This is a genomic window from Bacillus sp. hwrm1 (assembly GCF_040207805.1).
Lineage (GTDB): Bacteria > Bacillota > Bacilli > Bacillales > Bacillaceae > Bacillus > Bacillus velezensis.
Genome location: NZ_CP157943.1, coordinates 662980 through 684489 on the forward strand (window position 1 = coordinate 662980; position 21510 = coordinate 684489).

Consider the following 21510-nt stretch of genomic DNA (forward strand, 5'->3'; position numbering starts at 1 on the left):
GTTTTTGAGACAGGGATCAAAACACCTTTAAGCAGCCAGCTGTCGGTATGTGACCGGCGGCTGGTTGTTTAGTTTCGTTTGAATACGAATGTTGTTATAATAGTGTATATAGGTTTCGACAGTTTGTTCTACGATGGTCGTCGTAGTGCTTTCCAACCTGTCGAGGTAGAACGTTTCAGACTTTAGTGAGGAATGAAACGATTCGATGGAGGCATTATCAGCGGGCGTCCCTTTGCGGGACATGCTCATGGTAATGCCTTTTGTTTTAACAGCTTTCTGATACTCATAAGATGTATAAACAGAACCTTGGTCACTATGTAACACACAGTTCTCTGGCAGTGCGGGCAGCTGATCAAGTGTGTGTAAGACAAAGTCTGTGTCCTGTCTATCGCCAATCGTAAAAGCAATCACTTCTCCATTGTATAAATCCAATATACTGGAAAGATACAATTGTTTCTGCCCATAAGGCAAATATGTGATATCCGTTACTAGCTTTTCCAGAGGGCGATCAGACTGAAAGTTCCGATCCAATATATTCTCGGCCACGGCATATGGCTGCCCATTCTTCTTACGCTTTTTCACCTTAACCCGGCATTGCCACTGATTCTTCTGCATAATGCGCTGAACCGTTTTATGATTCATACGCATTCCCTTTTTTAATATGGCTGTGATTTTCCGATAGCCATATCGATACTTGTGTTCTCGGCACAACGTGCCGATTTGTTTTTCTAAATGGTATTTAGGGTTATCTTTCATCAGATTCTTCTTCCAACGATAATAAGATGCTCGTGAGATACCTAAATGAATACAGATATCCTTTATGGTCATTGTGCTGCGCAATGCTTCTACAAGCTCGACTGGCGTTTCGCTATCAGCTTCCTTTCCAATTCGTTGTACTTTTTTAACACTTCATTCTGTTGTCTCAGATAACGATTTTCTGCCTGCAGTTTCTCTAATTCGGAAGAATACTCTGGACCTTTTCCATAAGAATATTGCTTTCCGACAGGTTGTTCGAATCGATGTGTGTCCCCAGCTTTATACCACCTGACCCATGTCTGCACCTGCGTCTTATTCTTTATATTCAATTCCTGCATGATCTCCTTCACAGGCACGCCCGCCAATCTCATTTCTACAGCCTTCTGTTTGACTTCAACCGGATAACTCACTCTTGCCCTCATAGAAAAACACCTCCAAGTCTAATTTCGGATAACAACGATCCGTTTTCAAACTTGAAGGTGTTTTTTGTTTGTCTCATATTATGGGGTCAGTCCCCCGCGGCAAGAGCAGGTGTTTTCAGTTTCTTCGGTGTTATATTCACAAAACAAATGCTTGTGACGATCAGAAGCAGTCCGGCTAAAAGGCTGACGGTCAGCGGCTCATGCAGGAATATCGAGCTGACGGTAATGGATATGAGCGGGATCAGGAAGGTGTAAGAGGCAACCTTGCTTGCTTCCCCTGAACCGACAAGCGTAAAAAAGGCGAGCCAGCCGAGCGCGATAACAAAAACTGAAATGAACAGAAGGCTGAGAATGAACGGAGCTTTCCATTGAATCGCTGAAAAGCTTTCTGAAAAATGGCCGGAGCTGACAAGCAGCACGCCGCCGATCAGAAGCTGAAGAGCGACCATCCAGATAGAGTCCGCGCGTCCGCCCGTTCTTTTCACATATACCGTGCCGAGCGCCCAGCTGACCGCGGAGCCTAAGGCCAAAAGAATGCCGGCGATGGAAATATGGCCTCCGAAACCGGCTGCGCTGATGACGGCGACACCGGCAAAGCCCAGAATAAGACCGGCTATTTTTAAAGGATACATCGATTCCCCGAGCCACAGCCAAGAAAAAACGCCCATTAAAACCGGCTGGAAAAACACGATGGCTGAAAATAAGCCGGCAGGCAGGTAATTCAAGCCGACCGTTTGCAGGCCGTAAAATAAAGTAATATTTAAAATGGCAGAAATAAGATAGATCGGCCACGTTTCTTTAAAACGCAGCTTTTTAAAACGGGGCAGCGCCACCATTAATAATAGAAGTCCGCCGATCAGCGTGCGGATTCCGGCAAACAGAAGAGGCGGCGAATAGGCAAGCGCGGCCTTTGTCAGCGGCCAGTTAATTCCCCACACCGTGACTAGAAACGCCAGCATAAGAGCCGTCTGTATTTTCGAAAGCTGTTTCACGTCGTTCACTCCTTGTAGAACAATTCCATCATATGATACGGTAATCAGTAAGATAAATAAAATGAATCTTTTTTATAAGGAGCATAAGTAAAACGTTATGACGATTACACAACTGCGGGTTTTTGTTCAAATCGCTGAAACGGGAAGCTTTACAAAAGCGGGGCAGGCGCTGAATATGACGCAGCCCGCTGTCAGCCATGCCATTTCTGCGCTTGAGTCAGAGCTCGGCATCAAGCTGATCATCCGCGAGCGCCGCAACGGCGTAAGGCTCACGGACACGGGCGGAAAAATTCTCGTCCATATCAGAGAGGTGCTCAAAGGCATAGAAAAAGCCGAGCAGCTGGCGGCCGCGGAAAGAGGGCTTGAACAGGGAACAATTCACATCGGCACATTTCCGGCCGCTTCCGCTTATTTCATTCCAAAGCTGATCAGCATGTTTAAAAAGCGGTATCCGAAGCTTGAATTGGTGCTTCATGAAGGAACGGTCAACGAAGTAAAGGAATGGCTCCGCTCCCGGGTAATAGATGTGGGTATCACTCTTTTTCCTACGGAAGACATGGAATATCTGCCGCTGAAAAAAGATAAAATGGCCGTCGTGCTTAGAAATGATCATCCGCTTTGCAGCTGTGAGTCAATCACTCTGAAAGATCTTGACCGCCAGCCGATGATCATCTGTGACGGAGGATACGAATCACCGTTTATTGATATGTTTAAGGAGGCAGGATCTGTGCTGACTGCCGCATTCACTGTTTACAACGTCAATACGTCCATCAGCATGATCAAAGAAGGGCTGGGGATTGCGATATTATCACAAATGTCTATGTCGGGAATATCGCTGCCGGACAATGTCGTGACGAGAGACCTGAATCAGGCGGTGTACCGCGATGTTCTGCTTGCCGTTCCTTCCGTAAAGGAAGCTTCATTGGCGGCAAAACTTTTTATTCAAATCGCGCAGGAACTCACAAAGAATGAATAAAAAGACCCTAATCATCTTAGGGCCCTGAATCTTATCGGTTAATTTTAAAAGAGTTTGTCGTATTGACAAGTTTTGAACCGCTGAACGTGGCTTTGACACGATAATAACCTGTCTTGCATCCTTTTAAAGGGAATGACTTAGTTACGTGATATTTGAAAGTGAAGCTTGTCTTTTTGCAAGTCGTCCATTTCTTTCCTGACTTTCGCTGTAAGTATAGGTTTCCTTTAAAGGTTCGATTTGACGGATACGCTGTACTGAGAGTAAAATCGACACTTTTCGCTTTTTTCGTGTAGTAGGAGGCATCGGTAGATCCGCTTACATTTAAATTCTGCTCAGTGCCGGAATAAAAGTCTGCGGCATATGCCTTATCGGTGTTTCCGGTAAAGAAGATAGCTGCCAGTAAAGCTGTTGTGAGTGCCATTAAGATTTTTTTTACGCATATAGACTATGACTTCCTTCCTATTCAATATCATACATATCTTAACATTATTGGGTTTGTTCTTTCAACGATAGATTTTCACTTTTATAGGATGAAAAGCTCATCATATCTGAATGTAATAGATTCATTCATACAAAGTTCACTAGTGACGACCGATGACTGATTGTTCGAATATCATCGAATCAAATTGTTTAACTCACGGGAAAAGCTGTGGTAAGGTGTGTGGTAGAGACCTTGTTTAAGATCTGCTTACACTAAACCATAAAGGAGAAAACGATGGCTGAACATACATTGAAAGATACTGCGTTTTCCGTATTGAATTTATCGCCGGTCGTACAGGGGGGAACGGTTGCTGAATCGTTCCGCAACAGCATGGATTTAGCGCGCCGCGCCGAGGAGTGGGGCTATAACCGCTATTGGCTTGCGGAGCATCATAATATAGAAGGAGTTGCCAGCTCGGCAACGGCGGTGCTGATCGGCCACATCGCCGGCGGCACGAAAAAAATCCGCGTCGGTTCTGGGGGTATTATGCTGCCGAATCATTCTTCACTTGTGATCGCGGAGCAATTCGGAACCCTTGAAACGTTGTATCCGGGCCGGATTGACCTGGGGCTCGGACGCGCGCCGGGGACCGACCAATTAACGGCGAGAGCCTTACGAAGAAACATAAACAGCGGGGAAGATTTTCCGGAGCAGCTTGAAGAATTGAGAAATTACTTCAAACCGACAGGCAATGTGCGCAATCAAGTCCGCGCCATTCCGGGCGAAGGGCTGGACGTGCCGATCTGGCTTTTGGGCTCAAGCGGCTTCAGCGCGCGTCTTGCGGGAGAGCTCGGGCTTCCGTTCGCCTTTGCGGCTCACTTTTCACCGAAAAACACCGTGCCCGCCCTTGAGCTGTACCGCAGCTCCTTCCGTCCGTCAGACGTACTGGATCAACCGTACGCGATGGTCGGCGTCACCGTCATTGCCGCCGATACGGACGAAAAGGCGGAGCATCTGGCAACATCGCATTATCAAAGATTTTTAGACCTCGTCCGCGGCACGCCGAACCAGCTGAAGCCTCCTGTTGAAGACATGGATCAAATCTGGTCGCCGTATGAAAAAGCGATGGTCAATGAACAGCTCAGTTCAACGATCGTCGGCGGACCGGAGCGTGTGAAGGAAAAGCTGGAAAGCTTCATCCGGACAACACAGGCGGATGAAATTATGGTGAATTCAGAAAGCTTTGAGCATGCCGACAGAATGAGATCATTTGAGATCATCGCCGAATTAAAAAACAGCTGAGCAAAAAAAGCAATGTGCCGCGCACATTGCTTTTTTTATTCGCCGATCCGCTTGACTGAATTCCGGATGACGAGTTCCGGTTCATACACGACGTCATCCTTCTTCGGTTTTTTATGCTCTAAGCAGTCGATGACGTATTTTGCCGCCGCTTTCCCCATAATGGATTTCGGATGCTTGACAGAGGTGAGCTTCACCTCGGAAATCTGGGCGAAATGTGAATCGTCATAGCCCATGACCGATACGTCATCAGGCACCTTTAACCCGAATTCCCTTAGAAGATTAATCGTCTTCAGCGCAATTTCGTCATTGTAGCAAAGAATGGCCGTCGGGTGTGATCCGCTGTTTTGCTCAAGGGTATGCTTAATTTTTTGGAGAAGCACGGTTTCTTTTTCTTCAGTCGTGTAAGTGACGATCATGTCCGGAGACGGGAAAATCCCGCGCTCCCGATGCGCCTGCAGATAGCCGTTCATCCGTTTGACGCCCTGCGTGTCATCCGCTTTAAAGATTCCCATAATGTGCGTGTGGCCGAGGGACATGACGTATTCGCAAGCCATCATGCCGCCTTTGACATCATTGACGGAAAAGCTTGGTGCGGCCAGCTCCGCATAAGAGGCGTTAATCATGGCAAACGGAATGCCGTTTTTCTCCAGATTGAGATAGTAGCCGATGTTGGGCGTCTGCAACGCGCTTTTCGTAGGCTCGACAATCAGCCCGTCTATATTTTTGGACAGCAGGTTTTCAAGACCGCGCCGCTCACTTTCTGTATTGTTGTTGGTGCTCGTCAGCAGCATGGAATAGCCCTGTTCGCTTAAATAAGATTCAATTCCCCTGATGATGCTCGGGAAAATATAGTCTGATATGTACGTTGTAATGACGCCGATCGTTTTGTTTGAATGCATGGCTGATTTCGCCGTGCGTGAAGCGACAAAGGTGCCTCCGCCCTGAACGCTGTACAGCAGCCCCTGCGAGACCAAATCTCCGATCGCCTTTCTGATGGTATGGCGGCTGACGCCGAACTGCTGCATCAGCTCATTTTCCGTAGGCAGCTTTTCGTCCGGCTGTATTTTTCCCTGATTCAGCCATGAACAAATTTCTTCTTTTACTTGAGCATATTTCGGTAGCATATCAATTCCTCCAAAATGTATACGGACAAATTCCAGTATAACATAGTAAGCCCTTTCATCAAGCTGTAAAAATAATTGACAGATTATGAAAAACTGCTTATTCTTTATTTGTACGTACTAATTTCTCTTATTTTTAGATAAAATTCTTTATAAGTACGTACAAATGTGGCGATTCTGAAGAAAACAAAGCAACATCAAGCGTCGCACTCAGATTTGTAAGCGTTTTTATTCTATTATTCGCGGGAGGGTAAAATTCATGAAGAATCACCCGGCACCAATTGGCTCAAATGTACCTGTCACTCGGCAGCATTCCAAGTGGTTTGTCATTCTCATCTCATGCGCGGCCGGACTGGGAGGGCTTTTGTACGGTTATGACACGGCGGTGATTTCCGGCGCTATCGGTTTCCTGAAAGATTTGTACCGCTTAAGTCCTTTTATGGAAGGGCTCGTGATTTCAAGCATTATGATCGGCGGTGTTTTCGGCGTCGGGATTTCCGGATTTTTGAGTGACCGTTTCGGACGGAGAAAGATTTTGATGGCAGCGGCGCTGTTGTTTGCGGTGTCAGCGGTTGTCTCTGCGCTTTCTCAAAGTGTGTCTTCCTTAGTGATCGCCAGAGTCATCGGCGGTCTGGGAATCGGCATGGGCTCCTCGCTTTCTGTCACGTATATTACCGAAGCCGCTCCGCCGGCCATACGCGGCAGTCTGTCTTCCCTGTATCAGCTGTTTACGATATTAGGGATATCCGGCACTTATTTTATTAACCTCGCCGTCCAGCAGTCCGGCTCGTATGAATGGGGAGTGCACACCGGCTGGCGGTGGATGCTCGCTTACGGCATGATTCCGTCCGTCATCTTTTTTATCGTGCTGCTTATCGTGCCGGAAAGTCCGCGCTGGCTTGCGAAAGCAGGGCGCCGGAATGAAGCCCTCGCCGTGCTGACGCGCATTAACGGCGAGCAGACCGCGAAAGAAGAAATCAAACAAATCGAAACGTCTTTACAATTAGAAAAAATGGGTTCATTGTCTCAGCTGTTTAAGCCGGGGCTGAGAAAAGCGCTTGTGATCGGGATTCTGCTGGCTTTATTCAATCAGGTCATCGGCATGAACGCAATTACGTATTACGGGCCGGAAATTTTCAAAATGATGGGCTTCGGACAGAATGCGGGGTTTATCACGACATGCATCGTCGGTGTCGTCGAAGTGATTTTCACCATTATCGCGGTTCTTTTAGTCGATAAGGTAGGCCGGAAAAAGCTGATGGGGGTCGGATCTGCCTTTATGGCGCTGTTCATGATCTTAATCGGGGCATCCTTTTATTTTCAGCTGGCGAGCGGTCCGGCTTTAGTCGTCATCATATTGGGATTCGTCGCCGCTTTCTGCGTATCAGTCGGGCCGATTACATGGATCATGATTTCGGAGATCTTTCCGAACCACCTCCGCGCACGCGCCGCCGGTATTGCGACGATATTCTTATGGGGGGCGAACTGGGCGATCGGCCAGTTCGTGCCGATGATGATCAGCGGGTTAGGGCTTGCGTACACCTTCTGGATATTCGCCGTCATTAATATTCTCTGTTTCTTGTTTGTCGTGACGATCTGTCCTGAGACGAAAAATAAATCATTAGAAGAAATAGAAAAACTCTGGATAAAATGAAAGCGTTTTACGACAAAAGTCCGCTCCGGCGGGCTTTTGTCTGTCACCTTCATTCCGTTTCTGTATATAATGACTGTATCAAGGAGATACTGGAAAATCCTGCGAAGAATGTCGAGGAATTGACCTTTAACAGTTGAATTAACAATGTCATCCTGTTAAAATAATTAAAGAAAGCAGACATAATTTTTTTTGGCTATGATGGGACGTTTTTTGTCATAGCGGGACATTTTCTGTCCAGTATGAATAGGAAGGAACGTTTGAGTCATGAACCAGTTAATACAAGCTCAAAAAAAATTATTGCCTGATCTTTTGCTTGTGATGCAGAAAAGATTTGAAATCTTGCAGTATATCAGGCTTACCGAACCGATCGGCCGCAGAAGTCTTGCAGCCAGTCTCGGATTGACCGAGCGCGTTCTCAGAAGCGAGGTTCAGTTTTTGAAAGAACAGAATCTCATCGATATTAAAACAAACGGCATGACAATGACGGAAGAGGGCTATTCACTGCTTTCGATTCTGGAAGATACGATGAAGGATGTTTTAGGGTTGACGCTTTTGGAAAAGACATTAAAAGAGCGGCTTAATCTGAAAGACGCCATTATCGTTTCCGGAGACAGCGACCAATCTCCTTGGGTCAAAAAAGAATTAGGGAGAGCGGCCGTTGCATGTATGAAAAAGAGATTTTCAGGCAAAAATATCGTCGCTGTAACCGGCGGTACGACAATTGAAGCCGTCGCCGATATGATGACGCCGGATTCAAAAAACCGCGAGCTCCTGTTTGTGCCCGCAAGAGGCGGTTTAGGCGAAGATGTGAAAAACCAGGCGAACACCATATGCGCGCATATGGCGGAAAAGGCTTCAGGCACTTACCGGCTTTTGTTCGTTCCCGGGCAGCTGTCACAAGGCGCCTACTCATCTATTATTGAAGAACCTTCCGTAAAAGAGGTGCTTCACACGATTAAATCAGCGAGTATGCTCGTTCACGGAATCGGCGAAGCTAGAACAATGGCGGAGCGAAGAAACACGCCTTTGGAAGATTTGAAGAAAATAGATGACAATCATGCGGTGACAGAGGCATTCGGCTACTACTTTAATGCGGACGGAGAAGTCGTTCACAAGGTGCATTCAGTCGGAATGCAGCTTGATGACCTCGATGCCATTCCCGACATTATCGCGGTAGCGGGCGGATCATCAAAAGCAGAAGCAATCGAAGCTTATTTTAAAAAGCAGCGAAACACGGTTCTCGTCACGGACGAAGGAGCCGCAAAGAAGTTATTAAGGGATAACAGTCCCTCAATATAAATATCTCTCACTTATTTAAAGGAGGAAATAATCATGGCAGTAAAAGTCGGTATTAACGGTTTTGGTCGTATTGGACGTAACGTATTCCGCGCAGCATTAAACAATCCTGAAGTTGAGGTAGTAGCGGTTAACGATTTAACAGACGCTAACATGCTTGCTCATCTTTTACAATATGATTCCGTACACGGAAAATTAGATGCAGAAGTTAAAGTTGACGGCAGCAACCTTGTTGTTAACGGCAAAACAATCGAAGTTTCTGCTGAGCGCGATCCTGCGAAACTCAGCTGGGGCAAACAAGGCGTTGAAATCGTAGTTGAATCTACTGGTTTCTTCACAAAACGCGCAGACGCTGCGAAACACTTAGAAGCAGGCGCGAAAAAAGTTATCATCTCTGCACCTGCTAACGAAGAAGATATCACAATCGTTATGGGTGTTAACGAAGACAAATACGATGCAGCTAACCACCATGTTATCTCTAACGCATCTTGCACAACAAACTGCCTTGCGCCGTTTGCAAAAGTACTTAACGACAAATTCGGCATCAAACGCGGTATGATGACAACTGTTCACTCTTACACAAACGATCAGCAAATTCTTGATCTTCCGCACAAAGACTACCGTCGTGCGCGTGCAGCAGCTGAAAACATCATTCCTACATCAACTGGTGCTGCTAAAGCAGTTTCCCTTGTTCTTCCTGAACTGAAAGGCAAACTGAACGGCGGAGCTATGCGTGTGCCGACTCCAAACGTTTCTCTTGTTGATCTAGTTGCTGAACTGAACAAAGACGTAACGGCTGAAGACGTAAACGCAGCTCTTAAAGAAGCGGCTGAAGGCGATCTTAAAGGAATCCTTGGCTACAGCGAAGAGCCATTAGTATCCGGAGACTACAACGGCAATGCTAACTCTTCTACAATCGATGCTCTTTCTACAATGGTTATGGAAGGCAGCATGGTAAAAGTAATCTCTTGGTACGATAACGAAAGCGGCTACTCTAACCGCGTTGTTGACCTTGCAGCTTACATCGCAAAACAAGGTCTTTAATTCATAGCTCCCGGAAAGGGCCGGACTTGGTTCTTTCGGACAGAAACGCTATAATGAAAGCGGACAAGGGAAGGGGACGGACTCCCTTTCCCTTTTTCCATGAGAACCGGCTTTCAGAAAGCGCCGGATTGCTGCAGAACGTCCGCGTTTTGAAGTTTCCGCGGCACTTTCGTTTTCTGAGCCGCCTGCCCTGGCTCAGAAGACGATCTGCCCCGTGCCCGGAAGCTGCAATCTGCCCCGCGGCGGAAGCATCATGAGGCGGTTTCACGTTTCACGTTTTTCGTGCTATGCAAACCATTTTGAAGGAGGATCTCCTAAGGCATGAATAAAAAAACAGTAAAAGACATCGACGTAAAAGGCAAAGTCGTATTCTGCCGCGTTGACTTTAACGTTCCAATGAAAGACGGGGAAGTAACAGACGATACTCGTATCCGCGCTGCGCTTCCAACAATCAAACACCTTGCAGACCAAGGCGCGAAAGTCCTTCTTGCGAGCCACTTAGGCCGCCCGAAAGGCGAAGTGGTTGAGGAGCTTCGTTTAACTCCTGTCGCTGCACGCTTAGGCGAACTGCTCGGCAAAGAAGTGAAAAAAGCGGATGAAGCTTACGGCGATGCTGTAAAAGCACAAATTTCTGATATGAAGGACGGAGACGTTCTTGTATTGGAAAACGTACGTTTCTACCCTGGTGAAGAGAAAAACGATCCTGAGCTTGCTAAAGCATTTGCTGAGCTTGCGGATGTATATGTCAATGACGCATTCGGTGCTGCCCACCGTGCTCACGCATCTACAGCCGGAATTGCTGAGCACCTGCCGGCGGTTGCAGGATTCCTGATGGAAAAAGAGCTTGACGTTCTCGGCAAAGCCGTGACAAATCCTGAGCGCCCGTTTACGGCAATCATCGGCGGCGCGAAAGTAAAAGACAAAATCGGTGTAATCGAAAGTCTGCTTGATAAAGTGGACAACTTGATCATCGGCGGAGGTCTTGCTTACACATTCGTAAAAGCGCTTGGTTATGAAGTCGGTAAATCTCTTCTTGAAGAAGATAAAATCGAACTTGCAAAATCATTCATGGACCGCGCGAAAGAAAAAGGCGTTAAATTCTATATGCCGGAAGACGTTCTCGTTGCTGATGATTTCTCTAACGATGCAAACGTTCAAATCGTGCCGGTCTCTGAGATCCCAAGTGATTTAGAAGCGATCGACATCGGAACGAAAACCCGCAAAACGTATGCTGAAGTTATCAAAAACAGCAAACTTGTCGTATGGAACGGACCGATGGGCGTATTCGAAATCGACTTGTTCGCTCAAGGCACAAAAGCAGTGGCTGAAGCATTGGCAGAGGCAAACGATACATACTCTGTCATCGGCGGAGGAGACTCTGCGGCAGCCGTTGAAAAATTCGGCCTTGCTGACAAAATGAGCCATATCTCAACAGGCGGCGGCGCATCCCTTGAATTCATGGAAGGCAAAGAGCTTCCAGGTGTAGCTGCGCTGAACGATAAATAAAAACTGCTATAAGGAAGTGGAACAGATGAGAAAACCAATTATAGCCGGTAACTGGAAAATGAACAAAACACTCGGCGAGGCTGTCAGCTTCGTTGAAGAAGTGAAATCTTCCATTCCAGCAGCAGACAAAGCGGAAGCCGTTGTTTGCGCACCAGCTCTTTTCTTAGAAAAGCTGACTTCTGCTGTTAAAGGAACTGACCTGAAAGTCGGCGCCCAAAACATGCATTTTGAAGAAAACGGTGCGTTCACAGGTGAAATCAGCCCGGTCGCTCTGAAAGACCTTGGCGTGGATTACTGCGTCATCGGCCACTCTGAGCGCCGTGAAATGTTCGCTGAAACTGATGAAACAGTTAACAAAAAAGCGCATGCCGCTTTCAAACACGGCATTGTGCCGATCATTTGCGTAGGTGAAACGCTTGAAGAGCGCGAAGCCGGAAAAACAAATGATCTTGTTGCCGATCAAGTGAAAAAAGGTCTTGCGGGTCTTTCTGAAGAGCAAGTTGCCGCTTCCGTTATTGCGTACGAGCCAATCTGGGCAATCGGAACAGGCAAATCTTCTACAGCGAAAGATGCTAACGACGTCTGCGCGCATATCCGTAAAGTCGTTGCTGAAAGCTTCAGCCAGGAAACTGCTGACAAGCTCCGCATTCAATACGGCGGCAGCGTAAAACCTGCAAATATTAAAGAATATATGGCAGAGTCCGATATTGACGGTGCTTTGGTCGGCGGCGCAAGCCTTGAACCGCAGTCATTCGTTCAATTATTGGAGGAAGGTCAATATGAGTAAAAAACCAGCTGCACTCATCATTCTTGATGGGTTCGGATTACGCAATGAAACAGTCGGAAACGCAGTCGCACAAGCGAAAAAACCGAATTTCGACCGTTATTGGAACCAATACCCTCATCAGACGCTGACGGCATCAGGCGAAGCAGTCGGACTGCCTGAAGGACAGATGGGGAACTCTGAAGTCGGTCATTTGAATATCGGCGCAGGACGTATTGTGTACCAAAGCTTAACACGCGTGAACGTTGCCATCCGCGAAGGCGAATTCGAACGCAATCAAACGTTCCTTGACGCCATCAAAAACGCGAAAGACAACGACAAAGCGCTTCACCTGTTCGGCCTTCTTTCTGACGGAGGCGTACACAGTCATATCAATCATTTATTCGCGCTGCTGAAGCTTGCGAAAAGTGAAGGACTGACGAAGGTGTATATTCACGGTTTCCTCGACGGCCGCGATGTAGGTCCGCAAACAGCGAAAACTTACATTCAGCAGCTGAATGAGCAGATCGAAGAAATCGGTGTCGGCGAAATCGCCAGCATTTCCGGACGCTACTACTCCATGGACCGCGACAAACGCTGGGACCGTGTGGAAAAAGCGTACCGCGCAATGGCTTACGGCGAAGGCCCGTCTTACCGCAGCGCGATGGATGTAGTCGACGATTCATATGCGAACGGCATTCATGATGAATTCGTCATTCCGTCCGTCATCACAAAAGAAAACGGTGAACCCGTTGCGAAAATTCATGACGGCGATTCTGTGATTTTCTATAATTTCAGACCAGACCGCGCCATCCAGATTTCAAACACGTTTACCAACAAAGATTTCCGCGATTTCGACCGCGGTGAAAATCATCCGAAAAACCTGTATTTCGTCTGCCTGACTCACTTCAGTGAATCTGTTGACGGATATGTGGCTTTTAAACCGGTAAACCTTGACAATACGGTCGGTGAAGTATTGGCACAGCACGGGTTAAAACAGCTTCGCATTGCAGAAACTGAAAAGTATCCGCACGTTACGTTCTTTATGAGCGGCGGCCGCGAAGAAGAATTCCCGGGCGAAGAGCGCATCCTCATTAACTCGCCGAAGGTCGCGACATATGACCTGAAGCCTGAAATGAGCGCGTATGAAGTGAAGGATGCTCTTGTAAAAGAAATCGCGGCTGACAAGCACGACGCGATCATCCTGAACTTTGCAAACCCTGACATGGTCGGCCACTCCGGAATGGTTGAACCGACGATTAAAGCAATTGAAGCAGTGGACGAATGCTTAGGCGAAGTGGTTGACGCCATCATCGCTAAAGGCGGACATGCCATCATTACCGCTGATCACGGTAATGCAGACATTCTGATTACAGAAACAGGCGAACCGCACACTGCCCATACGACAAACCCAGTCCCTGTCATTGTGACGAAAGAAGGCGTGACGCTGCGCGAAGGCGGAATCCTAGGCGACCTCGCACCAACGTTATTAGACCTTCTCGGTGTTGAAAAACCGAAAGAAATGACCGGAACATCTTTAATTCAAAAATAAGCGTAAATCAAAAGGAGAGACAAACTCATGCCATACATTGTTGATGTTTATGCACGCGAAGTCCTTGACTCCCGCGGCAACCCAACAGTTGAAGTTGAAGTATATACAGAAACAGGAGCTTTCGGCCGCGCATTAGTGCCAAGCGGAGCTTCTACAGGTGAATACGAAGCGGTTGAGCTTCGTGACGGCGACAAAGACCGTTACCTTGGAAAAGGCGTGTTAACTGCTGTTAACAACGTAAACGAAATCATTTCTCCAGAGCTTCTCGGCTTTGACGTAACTGAACAAAACGCAATCGATCAGCTTTTAATCGAGCTTGACGGAACTGAAAACAAAGGCAAACTCGGTGCGAACGCAATCCTTGGCGTATCTATGGCTTGTGCGCGCGCAGCTGCTGATTTCTTACAGATTCCTCTTTACCAATACCTTGGAGGATTCAACTCAAAAACGCTTCCTGTACCGATGATGAACATCGTAAACGGCGGAGAGCATGCTGACAACAACGTAGACATTCAAGAATTCATGATCATGCCTGTAGGCGCGCCTAACTTCCGTGAAGCGCTTCGCATGGGCGCTCAAATCTTCCACAGCCTGAAATCAGTTCTTTCTGCTAAAGGAATGAACACAGCTGTAGGTGACGAAGGCGGATTCGCTCCGAACCTTGGTTCTAACGAAGAAGCGCTTCAAACAATCGTTGAAGCGATCGAAAAAGCCGGCTTCAAACCTGGCGAAGAAGTGAAACTTGCGATGGATGCTGCATCTTCTGAGTTCTACAACAAAGAAGACGGCAAATACCATCTGTCTGGCGAAGGCGTTGTGAAAACATCTGCTGAAATGGTTGACTGGTACGAAGAAATGGTTTCTAAATACCCAATCATCTCTATCGAAGACGGACTTGACGAGAACGACTGGGAAGGCCACAAACTTCTTACAGAGCGTCTTGGCAAAAAAGTTCAGCTTGTCGGTGACGACCTTTTCGTTACAAACACGAAAAAGCTTGCTGAAGGTATCAAAAACGGCGTAGGCAACTCTATCCTGATCAAAGTAAACCAAATCGGTACATTGACTGAAACATTCGATGCGATCGAAATGGCGAAACGCGCGGGCTACACTGCCGTTATCTCTCACCGTTCAGGTGAAACTGAAGACAGCACAATCGCTGACATCGCTGTGGCAACTAATGCAGGACAAATCAAAACAGGTGCTCCGTCCCGTACGGACCGTGTTGCGAAATACAACCAGCTTCTTCGCATCGAAGATCAGTTGGCCGAAACTGCTCAATACCACGGTATCAACTCTTTCTATAACTTGAATAAGTAATGGAATGGACGCCGGGAGATATTCTCCCGGCGTTTTTTTATGCTCCCGGGCTTTTCCCTCCTTTTTCATCATCTTCATTTGGTCAATAATATTCATTTTTCCCCTTTTTAAAGGAATCAGTGTTCTTCAATCGAAAGGGAAGAGGTGTTAATAAGAGGAGGGATTATGATGAAATTTTCATTTATGTCAGCCGCGGTGGCAGCAAGCGTCATATGGGGCGCGTCTGCCGGGCCGCTGTCCGAAACTCATGCTTATTCAGCCGTGACCGCGCCGGTTTTTGATGCTGATGAGGCATTGGACACTATGCATGATCTGAGTGAAACCATCGGACCGCGGGAAACCGGAACTGCGAAAGAAAAGGAAGCGGCTGAATACATATCGAATCGCCTGCGGGCTCAGGGCGCCAGTGTCAAAGTACAGTCATTTCCATTGAAAAAGTACTTTTCAGGTTCAGTCACAGCGGGAGATCATGAATTCCCGCTCCGCTCCGCTGATCAATCCGCTGTTGAAAAAGAGCTGAGAATTGAGGGAGGGATTTTTGACGGCGGCTGCGGATCACGCGATGACGTAACAGGAGCCAAAGGAAAGATTGCAGTGATACGCGAAGGAAAGATCCCCGTTTCTCAAAAGATCAAACATGCCGAACAAGCGGGAGCCAAAGCAGTCATTATTTATAATCAGACAACAAAACCGCTCGCCGTCCGTCCGCATACCGATAAAGGAATCACGATACCGGCGGCGGGTATGAAAAAAGAAGACGGTGAAGCACTGCTGCAGGAAAAGCAGGCAGTCATTCAATTTAAAAACTATAAAAACCGCACCTCACAAAATATTATAGGAACGCGCAAAGCGGCACAGGCCAACTCTTCTGATGCTGATATTATTTATGTCACAGCGCATTATGACAGCGTAAAAGGCGCGCCCGGAGCGGATGATAACGCCTCAGGCACATCTGCCGTTCTGGAAATCAGCAAGCAATTCACACACATACCGAAAGACAAAGAGATCCGCTTTATCCTGTTCGGTGCAGAAGAATTATGGTCTGCGGGTTCATCTTATTACGTCAGTACACTCACGAACAATGAAAGAAAGCACAGCCAGGCCAATTTTAATGCCGATATGATTGCGACTGACTGGGAAGAAGCGAGTCAAATGTGTGTCACGACTCCTGACGGCAAGGAAAACCCGAGCGTCCGGTATGCTGAAAAAGCCGCTGAAAAATCCCGCTTGGTCAAGCCAAACCTGATTCAGCTCGGTTACTCAGACCATGTCTCTTTTTATGAAGCAGGGATTCCGTCGGCTAACTGGATTTGGCTCAGCCCCGATACACAGGAGCCGGGGCCTTGGTATCACACCGAGAATGATAATATGAAACACATCAGCAAAGAAAGATTAGAGAAAGCGGGATCACTCGTTTCCGCGGCTGTAACTGAGGCAGTGAAAGAATAAAAAACAGGCTTCGGCCTGTTTTTTTATATTGTTTTCTGTATATTCCCTCAATTAAGGGAGATTTTCTCACTTGTTACCAGATATATACCATTTGACAGGATTTTATTTTACAAATAAAAGAAAAATAAATAGATAATACCTAATTTATAAAAGGATGTAAAACTCATTTATCAAATTTTAACTTTTGTTATAATTGCGATATCGATCGATATTTGTTTTAAATTGTAAAAAACAATACTCTTTTCTATCTATTAGGGGGCGAAAAATGAATACTGTCACAAAAGAAGCCAGCAACCTTGGTCAAAAACGGCTGTTACATCTGATTGAAACGAAGCAGGCGATTGTAGGCGTGTTAGGCATGGGATATGTGGGATTTCCTCTTGCGCTGGAATGTGTCGATAAAGGATACAATGTTATCGGATTCGACAAAAACAGTGAAAAGGTTTCCTTGTTAGCCGCCGGAAGCAGCCATATTCAAGATATAGAGGACGACAGACTGAACTCGGCTTTACAAACAAAACGCTTTCAAATCAGCGCCGACATGTCGCTCATCCAAAAATGCGACATCATTGTGATATGTGTGCCGACACCCCTGAACAAAAAAGACAAGATCCCCGATTTAACCTACATCGACAGTGCAGTTGACAGCATGATCGCTTATGGAAGGCAGCATCAGCTTTTAATTTTAGAAAGCACCACCTATCCCGGAACAACGAAAAAAAAGATTGCCGACAGAATGGCATCAAGCCGCGGCATGAAAATAGGAACAGACTTTTTTACGGCTTATTCTCCGGAAAGAATCGATCCGGGCAACAGGCAATATGAAGTTTCAGATATTCCTAAAGTAGTCGGCGGAACCACACAGACTTGCACAGAACTTGCCTCAGCGTTTTACAGCACCATTGTTACAAGCATTCACCCGGTGACCTCACCCGAAGTAGCTGAAACAGCTAAACTCCTAGAGAATACTTATCGTTATGTCAATATAGCTCTTATCAATGAAATGGCGCTTAATTGCCGTGAACTTGATATTGATATATGGGAAGTCATCTGCGCGGCGGACACGAAGCCGTTCGGCTTTCAAAAATTTATCCCGGGCCCCGGAGTCGGAGGCCATTGTATCCCGATTGATCCTTTTTACTTCAAATGGATCGCGAATGAAAAAGGGCTGCAGACAAAATTAATTGATCTCGCGGACGAAATCAATTCCAACATGCCGATTTCTGTCTCTGAGTATGCTTTGAAACTGGCGGGCAAAGACAAATGCAGCATCTTAATAATAGGGGCAGCTTATAAAAAAAATACAAATGACCCACGTGAATCCTCAGTGTTTACGATAATGGAAGAATTGATGGACAAGGGATGCGCGATTGATTATCATGATCCGTTTATCAGCGAGATCCGCTTGAATGACGGAAGCCGCAAACAATCTGTCCCTTTCACAAAAGAACAAATCAATCAGTACGACGTCATCATCATTCATACAGATCACGATGTAATCGACTACAGTATTTTGAAGGATGCCTCACCGATTATCTTTGACACAAGAAATGTATGCAAGGAAAAATCAGCCGACAATTGCAGAGTTGTCACTTTATAGGAGGGAACGGTCATTAGTAATCGATTTATCTCTTTTCACAGACCTGATATGACAAACGAAGAAATCGCAAGCGTAACCGAAACGATTCAATCGGGCTGGATTTCGAAAGGCCCGAAGGTAATCGATTTTGAAAAAAAGCTGGGAGAATGTATAGGAGCCGAACACGTCATCAGCTGTAATTCAGGCACCGCTGCATTACATATGGCTTTATTGGCGCTCGGTGTGGGAGAAGGCGATGAAGTCATCGTGCCGAGCTTCACGTTCTGTTCCAGTGTCAATGTCATCCTGCACGCCGGAGCCGTTCCGGTGTTTGCGGATATATGCGAGAAAAGTCTATGTGCCGATCCTGAAGATGTCAGGAAGAAAATAACGCCGCGCACAAAAGCGGTAATTGCGGTTCATTTTGCCGGCTATCCGGCTGATCTGGAAAACTTGCAATCCATTTGTAAAGAAAACGGATTGTATCTGATTGAAGACGCCGCTCATGCGCTCGGTACAAAATATAACGGAAGCATGATCGGCACTCACGGCGATGCCGTGTGCTTCAGCTTTTATGCCACCAAAAATATTACAACGGGGGAAGGCGGAGCCCTCGTCATGAAAGACGAACAGGCCGCAGAAAGAGCGAGGCTGTACGGATGGCACGGCATCACAAAAAATGCCTGGAACCGGTACGGTGAAAAAGGCAGCTGGAGATACGACGTTTTACTGCCGGGCTTTAAATATAATATGACGGATATTCAGGCCGCGCTCGGTCTGGTTCAATTGAAGCGCGCAAACGACATTCAAGAAAAACGGGAACAGATTGCTCAATTTTATGTACGTGAACTGTCAGGCCAATCTGCCAAAGCGGCGCTTCCGCTTTCTGACATTCCAAGCGGCATAACGCACTCATGGCATTTATTTATTTTGCGGATTCGAGAAAACGGCGGTATGGACAGAGATCTGTTTATTGAGAAAATGAAAGAAAAACAAATCGGGCTGAGCGTGCACTTTATTCCCGTGCATTTGCATCCTTACTATAAAAAACATTTTCCTGCCGAGCTTCCGGTAACTGAACGTGTTTTCCGGGAGATCGTATCACTGCCTCTTTACAGCCAGTTATCAGATGAGGATTGCAGCTATATTGTCAAGTCTATAAAAGAAGTGTTGACTATCAGCCAGGAGGTTGGATCATGAAACATATTGCGATTATCGGAGGAGCCGGTTTTATCGGAAGCGAACTGGCGGCATTATTACAGGCTAAAGGTTATCACACCATCATTGCAGACCAAAAGGAGCCGGCTTTTGACACTGAATACCGCCAAACGGATATTCTTGACCGGACGTCCCTCCGCGAATCATTGCGGGGAGCGGATGCGGTTGTCCATTTGGCGGCAATGGTCGGAGTGGACAGCTGCCGAAGCAATGAAGAAGACGTCATACGGGTCAATTTTGAAGGAACGAAAAACGTAACTGAGGTATGCGGTGAATTGGGAATCAGCACACTTCTTTTCTCATCGAGTTCAGAAGTGTTCGGAGATTCACCGGATTTTCCTTATACCGAGACAAGCAGAAAGCTTCCGAAATCGGCTTACGGAAAAGCCAAACTGCAATCAGAGGAATATTTGAGAGAACAGGCTTCCGACGAACTTCATATTCGGGTCGTCCGGTACTTTAATGTATACGGGCCGAAACAGCGCGAGGATTTTGTCATCAACAAGTTTTTCAGCCTGGCCGAGAATGGCTCTGAGCTGCCTCTTTACGGGGACGGCGGACAAATACGCTGCTTCAGCTACATCAGTGATATCGTCACCGGAACTTATCTCGCTCTCACTCATGAAGGAGCCGTCTTTGAAGACTTCAATATCGGGAACGACCAGCCGATCACGATAAAAGAACTGGCTGAAAAAGTCAATGTGCTCTCAGGCAGAGAGAAGGATAACTATCTGTTTAAAAAGCTGGGCGAAGACGGCGTGAGGGGAAAAGACATCGAGATTTTTAAACGGGCGCCGTCAATCGAGAAGGCGAAACGTTTGCTCGGTTACGCTCCGAAAGTAAGTCTGAATGAAGGCCTGGAGATCATAAAAGATGAAAGACAAAAGCACAAACTTTCACTTTCCTAAAAACCCGGAAGAGATCAAGTATCCCATTTATCCGGGTCAGTTTTCAGTCAGCGGCCGTCTGCGCGCAGTGAAACACTTGCTTACTGCCGGACAAAGCGGACTGACTGAAAAACTGGAAAAACGTTACGGAAAAGGGGTTGTGCTGACCTCCAGCGGCAGTGCGGCACTGGTGCTCGCATTAACTTATTCGGGGGCCGGGCCGGGGAAAGAAGTGATTTTCTCATCCTTCAGCTGCCCGAATGTCATTGATGCCGTGCTGCAATCCGGTGCGACGCCTGTGTTTGCGCAGCTGGATGAGCATCTATCCTTATCTTTTGAGGATGTCAAAAAAAAAGCGACGAGGCGTACGTGTGCGGTTATCCTCACACATGTATACGGCCGGAGAGAAAATATCGCTATCATTAACTGGGCGAAGGAAAACGGAATTGCTGTCATTGATGATGCCGCTCAAGCCATGTTTACAAAACAAGCGGATACATTTGCCGGCGGTTTGGGCGATTTCGGCATTTTAAGCTTCGGCCCCTCAAAGCCGCTTGCGAGTATCGGAGGCGGCGCGTTAATCGCGCCGAAAGAATGGCTTCGGCAAAAAACAAATCTCCCGATGGAACAGCGCAGCCAAGTGGCAGCTGACTATCGAATCTATATCAGAAATCAAAGAATCCAAGCTGTAATGAAACGGAAACGGCATCATCCTATTTCATATATGTTTAGAAAAGCGGGCGCCATGCCTTCCATGAAAGCCACAAAGCTCGAAGCTCTGCCGGATAAACCGGCTGTTGTACCCGTGCTTCGCATGCATCCGGCAAGGGAAGCCATTATTGATGATCAGCTTTCACGTATGGATCAGCTTGTAACAGCTTCGCTCCGAAACATAGAGACGGCGGGAGAAATCTTTGCAAAGGCGGGAGAAACAAACGGCATAAGAATGATCCAGCCCCAAGAAGGAGAACATCTGAATTATTTAACAATTGTATTTCCCCGGGATGAAGAGCGGTACGGGTGTTCCGTTTATTTAGCTGAAAGAGGCATCCAAACATGCTGGAACTACCTTCCCCTCGGACGTATTCCGATTTATGAAACATACGCGGGGGAAGGCGGGGAAGACCCGCTTTGGAAGAGAGTTCTTTCCCTGCCGTTTAAACCTCCTCTTCAAAAGGAGCAAGTCAGATATATAGCCGAATCCGTTTTATCATATTGTGAGCAACAGAATAAGACTGAATAGTGGTGATAA

At 46.9% G+C, this 21510-nt stretch carries 18 protein-coding genes; 14 read left to right on the top strand and 4 right to left on the bottom strand.

Features of this window, described 5'->3' with window-relative positions:
• Window positions 1-27: 27 nt before the first annotated feature.
• Both ABK447_RS03410 and ABK447_RS03415 read right to left on the bottom strand, forming a co-directional pair.
• Window positions 28-1178, bottom strand: a protein-coding gene (locus ABK447_RS03410) for an IS3 family transposase (protein ID WP_094031235.1) whose coding sequence is annotated in 2 segments (ribosomal slippage) — window positions 28-905 and window positions 905-1178 — 1152 coding nt in all. Because the reading frame shifts where the segments join, the coding sequence is not laid out codon by codon here.
• Window positions 1179-1264: 86 nt separating this feature from the next.
• Window positions 1265-2170 (bottom strand): DMT family transporter, encoded by a 906-nt coding sequence (locus tag ABK447_RS03415; RefSeq protein WP_094031303.1) that lies wholly within the window; start codon window positions 2168-2170, stop codon window positions 1265-1267.
• A 97-nt stretch (window positions 2171-2267) separates the two neighbouring features.
• Between ABK447_RS03415 and ABK447_RS03420 the strand changes: the two genes are divergently transcribed.
• On the top strand, window positions 2268-3146 hold the full coding sequence (locus tag ABK447_RS03420) for a LysR family transcriptional regulator (protein WP_094031302.1): 879 nt from the start codon (window positions 2268-2270) through the stop codon (window positions 3144-3146).
• Between the two features lie 31 nt (window positions 3147-3177).
• Here ABK447_RS03420 and ABK447_RS03425 read toward each other — a convergent pair whose 3' ends face one another.
• Complete coding sequence (locus ABK447_RS03425; RefSeq protein ID WP_349909494.1) at window positions 3178-3567, bottom strand: hypothetical protein; 390 nt, start codon at window positions 3565-3567, stop codon at window positions 3178-3180.
• A gap of 294 nt (window positions 3568-3861) precedes the next feature.
• Between ABK447_RS03425 and ABK447_RS03430 the strand changes: the two genes are divergently transcribed.
• The gene (locus tag ABK447_RS03430) at window positions 3862-4869 is read left to right on the top strand and encodes an LLM class flavin-dependent oxidoreductase (protein WP_007409952.1); all 1008 of its coding nucleotides are present in this window, start codon (window positions 3862-3864) and stop codon (window positions 4867-4869) included.
• 35 nt (window positions 4870-4904) lie between these two features.
• Here ABK447_RS03430 and ABK447_RS03435 read toward each other — a convergent pair whose 3' ends face one another.
• Window positions 4905-5993 carry a GntR family transcriptional regulator gene (locus ABK447_RS03435; protein ID WP_007409953.1) on the bottom strand — a complete coding sequence of 363 codons (1089 nt, stop codon included), beginning with the start codon at window positions 5991-5993 and terminating at the stop codon, window positions 4905-4907.
• Window positions 5994-6249: 256 nt separating this feature from the next.
• Here ABK447_RS03435 and ABK447_RS03440 point away from each other — a divergent pair, with 256 nt between their 5' ends.
• From ABK447_RS03440 to ABK447_RS03495, 12 genes are all read left to right on the top strand, one after another.
• Window positions 6250-7644 carry a sugar porter family MFS transporter gene (locus tag ABK447_RS03440; RefSeq protein ID WP_003151605.1) on the top strand — a complete coding sequence of 465 codons (1395 nt, stop codon included), beginning with the start codon at window positions 6250-6252 and terminating at the stop codon, window positions 7642-7644.
• 264 nt (window positions 7645-7908) lie between these two features.
• A complete protein-coding gene (gene cggR / locus ABK447_RS03445) occupies window positions 7909-8943 on the top strand; it encodes a gapA transcriptional regulator CggR (RefSeq protein ID WP_003151607.1) in 1035 nt (344 codons plus the stop codon).
• A gap of 33 nt (window positions 8944-8976) precedes the next feature.
• A complete protein-coding gene (gene gap / locus ABK447_RS03450; protein WP_003151611.1) occupies window positions 8977-9984 on the top strand; it encodes a type I glyceraldehyde-3-phosphate dehydrogenase in 1008 nt (335 codons plus the stop codon).
• Window positions 9985-10305: 321 nt separating this feature from the next.
• Window positions 10306-11490 (top strand): phosphoglycerate kinase, encoded by a 1185-nt coding sequence (pgk, locus tag ABK447_RS03455; RefSeq protein ID WP_094031299.1) that lies wholly within the window; start codon window positions 10306-10308, stop codon window positions 11488-11490.
• A 25-nt stretch (window positions 11491-11515) separates the two neighbouring features.
• Window positions 11516-12277, top strand: a complete 762-nt coding sequence (gene tpiA / locus ABK447_RS03460) for a triose-phosphate isomerase (RefSeq protein WP_003151618.1) — start codon at window positions 11516-11518, stop codon at window positions 12275-12277.
• Window positions 12270-13805: a 2,3-bisphosphoglycerate-independent phosphoglycerate mutase gene (gene gpmI / locus ABK447_RS03465; RefSeq protein WP_003151620.1), complete on the top strand. Its 1536-nt coding sequence runs from the start codon at window positions 12270-12272 to the stop codon at window positions 13803-13805. Before tpiA ends, gpmI begins: the two co-directional genes overlap by 8 nt.
• 27 nt (window positions 13806-13832) lie before the next feature.
• Complete coding sequence (gene eno, locus ABK447_RS03470) at window positions 13833-15125, top strand: phosphopyruvate hydratase (RefSeq protein WP_007409956.1); 1293 nt, start codon at window positions 13833-13835, stop codon at window positions 15123-15125.
• Between the two features lie 168 nt (window positions 15126-15293).
• Window positions 15294-16574 carry a M28 family peptidase gene (locus ABK447_RS03475; RefSeq protein ID WP_094031298.1) on the top strand — a complete coding sequence of 427 codons (1281 nt, stop codon included), beginning with the start codon at window positions 15294-15296 and terminating at the stop codon, window positions 16572-16574.
• Window positions 16575-16839: 265 nt separating this feature from the next.
• Window positions 16840-18174 (top strand): nucleotide sugar dehydrogenase, encoded by a 1335-nt coding sequence (locus tag ABK447_RS03480; protein WP_015240615.1) that lies wholly within the window; start codon window positions 16840-16842, stop codon window positions 18172-18174.
• Between the two features lie 48 nt (window positions 18175-18222).
• Window positions 18223-19353 carry a DegT/DnrJ/EryC1/StrS aminotransferase family protein gene (locus tag ABK447_RS03485; protein ID WP_099320006.1) on the top strand — a complete coding sequence of 377 codons (1131 nt, stop codon included), beginning with the start codon at window positions 18223-18225 and terminating at the stop codon, window positions 19351-19353.
• A complete protein-coding gene (locus ABK447_RS03490) occupies window positions 19350-20279 on the top strand; it encodes an NAD(P)-dependent oxidoreductase (protein WP_025285295.1) in 930 nt (309 codons plus the stop codon). The genes ABK447_RS03485 and ABK447_RS03490 overlap by 4 nt, the downstream gene beginning before the upstream one ends.
• Entirely contained in the window at window positions 20245-21501 is a 1257-nt protein-coding gene (locus ABK447_RS03495; RefSeq protein WP_094031297.1) for an aminotransferase class V-fold PLP-dependent enzyme, read from the top strand. The genes ABK447_RS03490 and ABK447_RS03495 overlap by 35 nt, the downstream gene beginning before the upstream one ends.
• The last annotated feature ends 9 nt before the right edge of the window (window positions 21502-21510 follow it).

Coding starts and splice junctions, on each gene's coding strand:
- gpmI (WP_003151620.1), top strand. CDS start 12,270: ATGAGTAAAAAACCAGCTGCACTCATCATTCTTGATGGGTTCGGATTA.
- ABK447_RS03435 (WP_007409953.1), bottom strand. CDS start 5,993: ATGCTACCGAAATATGCTCAAGTAAAAGAAGAAATTTGTTCATGGCTG.
- ABK447_RS03475 (WP_094031298.1), top strand. CDS start 15,294: ATGAAATTTTCATTTATGTCAGCCGCGGTGGCAGCAAGCGTCATATGG.
- ABK447_RS03425 (WP_349909494.1), bottom strand. CDS start 3,567: ATGGCACTCACAACAGCTTTACTGGCAGCTATCTTCTTTACCGGAAAC.
- ABK447_RS03490 (WP_025285295.1), top strand. CDS start 19,350: ATGAAACATATTGCGATTATCGGAGGAGCCGGTTTTATCGGAAGCGAA.
- ABK447_RS03420 (WP_094031302.1), top strand. CDS start 2,268: ATGACGATTACACAACTGCGGGTTTTTGTTCAAATCGCTGAAACGGGA.
- ABK447_RS03430 (WP_007409952.1), top strand. CDS start 3,862: ATGGCTGAACATACATTGAAAGATACTGCGTTTTCCGTATTGAATTTA.
- gap (WP_003151611.1), top strand. CDS start 8,977: ATGGCAGTAAAAGTCGGTATTAACGGTTTTGGTCGTATTGGACGTAAC.
- ABK447_RS03440 (WP_003151605.1), top strand. CDS start 6,250: ATGAAGAATCACCCGGCACCAATTGGCTCAAATGTACCTGTCACTCGG.
- pgk (WP_094031299.1), top strand. CDS start 10,306: ATGAATAAAAAAACAGTAAAAGACATCGACGTAAAAGGCAAAGTCGTA.
- ABK447_RS03480 (WP_015240615.1), top strand. CDS start 16,840: ATGAATACTGTCACAAAAGAAGCCAGCAACCTTGGTCAAAAACGGCTG.
- ABK447_RS03485 (WP_099320006.1), top strand. CDS start 18,223: ATGACAAACGAAGAAATCGCAAGCGTAACCGAAACGATTCAATCGGGC.
- eno (WP_007409956.1), top strand. CDS start 13,833: ATGCCATACATTGTTGATGTTTATGCACGCGAAGTCCTTGACTCCCGC.
- tpiA (WP_003151618.1), top strand. CDS start 11,516: ATGAGAAAACCAATTATAGCCGGTAACTGGAAAATGAACAAAACACTC.
- cggR (WP_003151607.1), top strand. CDS start 7,909: ATGAACCAGTTAATACAAGCTCAAAAAAAATTATTGCCTGATCTTTTG.
- ABK447_RS03495 (WP_094031297.1), top strand. CDS start 20,245: ATGAAAGACAAAAGCACAAACTTTCACTTTCCTAAAAACCCGGAAGAG.